This is a genomic window from Clostridium prolinivorans (genome assembly GCF_004011155.1).
GTDB lineage: Bacteria > Bacillota > Clostridia > Clostridiales > Clostridiaceae > Clostridium_AT > Clostridium_AT prolinivorans.
Genome location: NZ_RJWG01000030.1, coordinates 1 through 4,953, shown reverse-complemented (window position 1 = coordinate 4,953; position 4,953 = coordinate 1). Strand labels below are relative to the sequence as shown.

The window sequence follows — 4,953 nt, the reverse complement described above, 5'->3', positions numbered from 1 at the left end:
TATACATATAATCAATTTGTACATTCTTAAATGATCACTTTCTTACATTCTTATCGTATCATTTATACTGGTGATACTGAACGTAATATCCGTAAGGCTCAGGGGTACTGCCGCTTTGCAGTGAGCAGGAATTGCATACCTATTGCTCCGCACCTCTTGTTTCCGCAGTTTATGGACGACGATGATGAACAAATGCGAAATCTGGGATTGTTCTTTGGCATGGTATTGATGTCAAAGTGCTCAGAAGTGTGGGTATTTGGCAGAAAAATTACTAAAGGGATGTCCATTGAAATTGAAAAGGCAAAGCAGCGCAGCATTCCGATCCGGTATTTTAATGAACGATGCGAGGAGGTGCGGTGTCAGTGAGCATCTCATTCCCTAAAGAATTGGCAAACCGGAAGCAATGGATCTGCTGGCGTCTGGAACCAAACACAAGGGACGGAAAAGACAGTAAAATCCCTTTCAATCCCTTAACCGGTAGAAAAGCCTCAAGCACTAACCCAAACGACTGGTCGACGCTTGACGATGCGATTGCGGCAAAAGAACAATATCTCTATACCGGATTAGGTTTTGTATTCGCAAAAAGCGGAGGCTTAGTAGGGATAGACATAGATCACTGCCGCGACAAAAACACTGGGGGATTAAACGATACCGCCAAGGCTATCCTTGAGCGGTTTCCGTCCTATACGGAAATCAGCCCTTCAGGAACCGGGCTTCATATTTTCTATAAAGGGGAGATGCCTGCCAAGGGCAATAAAAACACTAAAACCGGCGTTGAAATGTATGCCCACAGCAGATACTTCACAATGACTGGCGAGCGACTGCCAGGGACTCCTGATTACATTGCTGAAGATAACGGGGCACTGGCCTGGATACATGAGAATTATATCAAAAGTAAAAAGCGGAGAGGAAAAAGCAAGAAAGACCGTAAGGTGGTTAAGCTAGAACCGCTTACAGACGAAGAAATTCTGGAGAAAGCCCGGACAGCCGAAAACCATAAGGAATTTAATCTGCTATGGGAAGGAAAATGGCAGGAAGCAGGGTATCCGAGCCAGTCCGAAGCCGACCTTGCCCTTTGCTGTATGCTGGCTTTCTGGTCAGGCAAAAACAAAGAGCAGATGGACAGGCTGTTTAGAAATTCCGGGTTATTCCGGGAAAAGTGGGATACGGTACATCATGCAAGTGGAGCAACATATGGGCAGGAGACACTGGATAAAGCCATTGAAGTCACAGAGAATGTATACAGCCGCGAAAGCGAGTCAGTTATCTTTGAACATGAGGGCAGGTATTACCGCACCAGAGGCGAAAGTGTGTATCCTATAACAAACTTTATCATTCAGCCGGTGGAGATGATTGTATCAGAAGATGAAACGCAGATGACTGCTGATCTTATTACAATTCGTGATGAAATATACCGTCAGACATTTATGACTATCGACTTCAATAACATCCAAAAGTTTAAAAATATCTTGAACCGCCGAACAATATCCTTAGGCTATTTTGGCTCAGAAGGAGATTTGGAACTGCTGAAAGGTTATATATCTGAAATGGAGTGGGTAAGGAAAACAGGGGTCAAGGCTCTTGGGATTTATGAGCATGGCGGGCGGATGGTATATGTTTCAACGGATGGTGCCATTGAAGCAGGAGGCAACATTGTTGAAGATATCGTGCAGCTTGATAAGTATAAAAGCATAACAACCGATATCCTAACCTTTGAGCCATTGACAAAGGAACAGCTTATTATGCTTGGTGAATGGCTCCTCAGCTATAACGAACCCATAAAAACGGTATCAGTAATGGCCTGGGTGGCCGGGTGCTTTATCAAACCGCATCTAAAAAAATCAGGTATCAAGTTTCCTCATTTATTGCTTGTCGGAGAACAAGGCAGCGGAAAAAGTAATACATTGGAGCGGGTTATTCTGCCGGTATTTTCATGCAGTAAAATCCGCGCGGCTACGCAGGTTACTGCATTTACGCTGATGAAGGAATCTGCATCATCGAATCTGATACCACAGCTGATGGATGAGTTCAAGCCTTCAAAGATAGATAAGTTAAGGCTAAATGCCTTATACAACCATCTTCGAGATGCATATGACGGCCATGAAGGTGTCCGCGGTAGGGCGGATCAAAGTGCTGTTACTTATGAACTGTTGGCGCCTATTATTGTAGCTGGTGAGGAATCGCCGGATGAAGCGGCCATCAGAGAACGGAGCATAGAATTGCTATTCAGCAAGAAGGACTTAAAACCAGCCAGCCATAGACAAGCATTTTATAAGCTGTGTGCAAAAGCGGATCTGCTTGGCAGCTTCGGTCGGAGCCTGCTGGATATAGCACTCAGAGTATCGGTTGCTGAGGCAGAGAAGTGGTATGAGGAAGCAAAGTCAGAGATATCTGATGAGTTTCCATCTCGTATCGTCAATAATCTCGCCTGTTGCTATGCCGGATTGAGCCTAGTAAACAAACTGTGTGAATTCCTTAATGTAACGTGGGCTGAAGTATTTCCCATTAACAAAGGGGCATGTATTCGATATCTTCAAAACGGTGTGCAGGAGTACTTGCTGGATGGCGGCAGCAATAACAAGAGCATTGTAGAACAGACCCTGGAAATCATGGCCCGGATGAAACTGGCTCCGAATCAAGACTACACTTTTGATAAAGATGGCAAGGTTATCGGGATTCGTTTCTGTGATGTATATGACCGCTATACCAAGTACAGACGCGATTATGCAATCACAGGGGAATGCCTTCCGTATAACCAGTTTCTGAAGCAGTTGAGGCAAAGTGACTTTTTTCTGGAGAGCAATAAAACGATGCGTTTCGGGAATGAAACTAAGAAAGCCTGGGCTCTTGATTTTTCGATATTAAAAGAGCGATGTGATGTGAGCGGATTTGAAATCACAGATATTGAGCCTCTTTAACCTCGAAAAAGGTAACAAGGTAACAAAAAGGTAACACCCGAAACGCTGATGAATAGCCGCTTGTTACCGATGTTACCTTTGTTACCTCAACTTTATATATACGCGCGAGAGAAACATTGCTTTTTTAAGACTAAAAAATATAAAAATAAAAATATTTGTGTATACACCTACCCCAAAAAGAGGTAACAAGGTAACAAAATCCTGAAAAGCGCTTGGGAAGCTGATTTATGAGATGCCCTTCTTGGATGTTACGAGGTTATAAGAGGGAAAAAGGTAACATTTTTGGAGGATGAGCGGTTATGTCTGAAAAAAGTATTGTGACTAAAGTACTGCGGTACTTAAAGACAGTACCGGGGTGTTTCTGTTGGAAGGAACATGGTGGTATGTACGGGACAGCGGGGATACCAGACATTATTGCCTGCGTAAATGGGCGGTTTATAGCTTTTGAAATAAAAACCCCATCGGGAAAGACAACAAAACTGCAGGAAGCAACTATAAGGAAAATCCTCAATGCAGGAGGAGTGGCAGCGGTTGTCCATTCGGTAGATGAGGTGAAGGTTATTCTGGAAAAGCATGGCCTTCTATAAAGAACGAAGACATAACGAACAAGGAAACAAGCACTGCAAAGCAACGAAAAAAAGCATACTGCTTCAAAGATCAAGGTTTTTTATCTTGATTTTTTGGAGGTGCGATATGCTGATTGCATGGCAGTATTTAGATAAAAAAGCGGCTGCTGTTGAAGCTTTGAAAGATTACAGCAGCATGCAGTACATTATTGAACACAGTGATGAGGATATATATGAAATTGAAACCCGTATGACAAGCCCTCACAGTGCAAAGATTACCGGAGTTCCGGGCAAACACAATCCCAAAAGTGGCGAAGAACGCCTTGCTGCTTGCCTTGACGAGATTGATGTATTGAAAGAACGTTACAGACGGGCATTAGAATATATGGAGTGGTTCAAGCCTGCTTGGGAAGCCCTGTCGGAGGAAGAACAGTTTATACTGACAGAATTTTTTGTTAATGATGTGAGCAAGACAGAAGCTGTAGCAAACATCGGAGAGAAGCTGTTTCTTGAAAGAGCACAGGTGTACCGCAGGAAAGACAAGGCGCTTAATCATCTGGCACTGCTTTTATATGGGAAGTAGTAATGAGATTTTTATGAGATGCAAAACACAGATATCCTATATATAATGATATCGTGGAAAAATGACGTAAAAATGCATAAGCCCTTCGGGGCTTTTTTTATGCCATAAAATAGGAGTGAGGAAAGATGTACGATAATTGTTTTGGCAGTAACGGAAGGAATGGCTGCAATATCCTGACTGTACACAAGTGCTTGCAAGATAAATGTTCCTTCTATAAAAGCCCCCAGGAGTTAGAGGAAGATAGGAAAAAGGCTTATCTTTTGCTTGCAGCTTTACCACCCGATATGCAGCGGTATATTTCGGATAAATATTATAATGGTAGGATGCCATGGGTAAATAACAAATATGCTATTCAGTGTTCAAGATGAGATTTTTATGAGATGAAATTCATTATAAATCCAAATATAATGGTATTGTGAAAAGTTATGAATAAGCCTTCATGGGATGAACCTGTGAGGGCTTTTTTATACGCGTAAAGGAGGTGGCCAGATGCCAAGAAAACCAAAAAGGCCTTGCTCCTTTCCTGGCTGTCCTGAACTGACGGACGGAAGGTACTGTGACATGCATCAAAGGCAAATGGATGCTTATTACAACAAATACGAACGAGATCCCCAAACAAGAAAATGCTATGGCCGGAGATGGAAACGCATCAGGGACAGATATATCTCAGAGCATCCGCTTTGCGAGGAGTGCCAAAAGTACGGAAGGCTTACACCAGCCGAAGAGGTACATCATATTATCCCTTTATCCAAAGGCGGAACCAATGCAGACAATAACCTTATGAGCCTGTGCAAACAATGTCACTCATCGATCACTGCTCGCGAAGGAGAACGATGGGCAAGACGGTAGGGGGGTCAAAATCTCTGGTGATATTAATGCTAAAATA

5 protein-coding genes are annotated in these 4,953 nt (G+C 43.0%); all 5 read left to right on the top strand.

Annotated elements, in window-relative coordinates:
- Positions 1-30 precede the first annotated feature (30 nt).
- The 5 genes from EGD97_RS12845 to EGD97_RS12010 all read left to right on the top strand — a co-directional run bounded on the left by EGD97_RS12845 (position 31) and on the right by EGD97_RS12010 (position 4,916).
- Entirely contained in the window at positions 31-366 is a 336-nt protein-coding gene (locus tag EGD97_RS12845; RefSeq protein ID WP_323052691.1) for a DUF7768 domain-containing protein, read from the top strand.
- Positions 363-2,918 carry a phage NrS-1 polymerase family protein gene (locus EGD97_RS12030; protein ID WP_127837541.1) on the top strand — a complete coding sequence of 852 codons (2,556 nt, stop codon included), beginning with the start codon at positions 363-365 and terminating at the stop codon, positions 2,916-2,918. Before EGD97_RS12845 ends, EGD97_RS12030 begins: the two co-directional genes overlap by 4 nt.
- A gap of 299 nt (positions 2,919-3,217) precedes the next feature.
- Complete coding sequence (locus EGD97_RS12025; RefSeq protein WP_027622067.1) at positions 3,218-3,505, top strand: VRR-NUC domain-containing protein; 288 nt, start codon at positions 3,218-3,220, stop codon at positions 3,503-3,505.
- 106 nt (positions 3,506-3,611) lie between these two features.
- Positions 3,612-4,067, top strand: a complete 456-nt coding sequence (locus EGD97_RS12020) for a hypothetical protein (protein WP_011838164.1) — start codon at positions 3,612-3,614, stop codon at positions 4,065-4,067.
- 489 nt (positions 4,068-4,556) lie between these two features.
- Entirely contained in the window at positions 4,557-4,916 is a 360-nt protein-coding gene (locus tag EGD97_RS12010) for an HNH endonuclease (RefSeq protein WP_127837540.1), read from the top strand.
- The last annotated feature ends 37 nt before the right edge of the window (positions 4,917-4,953 follow it).

Bases quoted from the DNA above. Each gene is read 5' to 3' on its own strand.
- EGD97_RS12845 (WP_323052691.1), top strand. From the start codon at position 31: ATGATCACTTTCTTACATTCTTATCGTATCATTTATACTGGTGATACT.
- EGD97_RS12025 (WP_027622067.1), top strand. From the start codon at position 3,218: ATGTCTGAAAAAAGTATTGTGACTAAAGTACTGCGGTACTTAAAGACA.
- EGD97_RS12020 (WP_011838164.1), top strand. From the start codon at position 3,612: ATGCTGATTGCATGGCAGTATTTAGATAAAAAAGCGGCTGCTGTTGAA.
- EGD97_RS12010 (WP_127837540.1), top strand. From the start codon at position 4,557: ATGCCAAGAAAACCAAAAAGGCCTTGCTCCTTTCCTGGCTGTCCTGAA.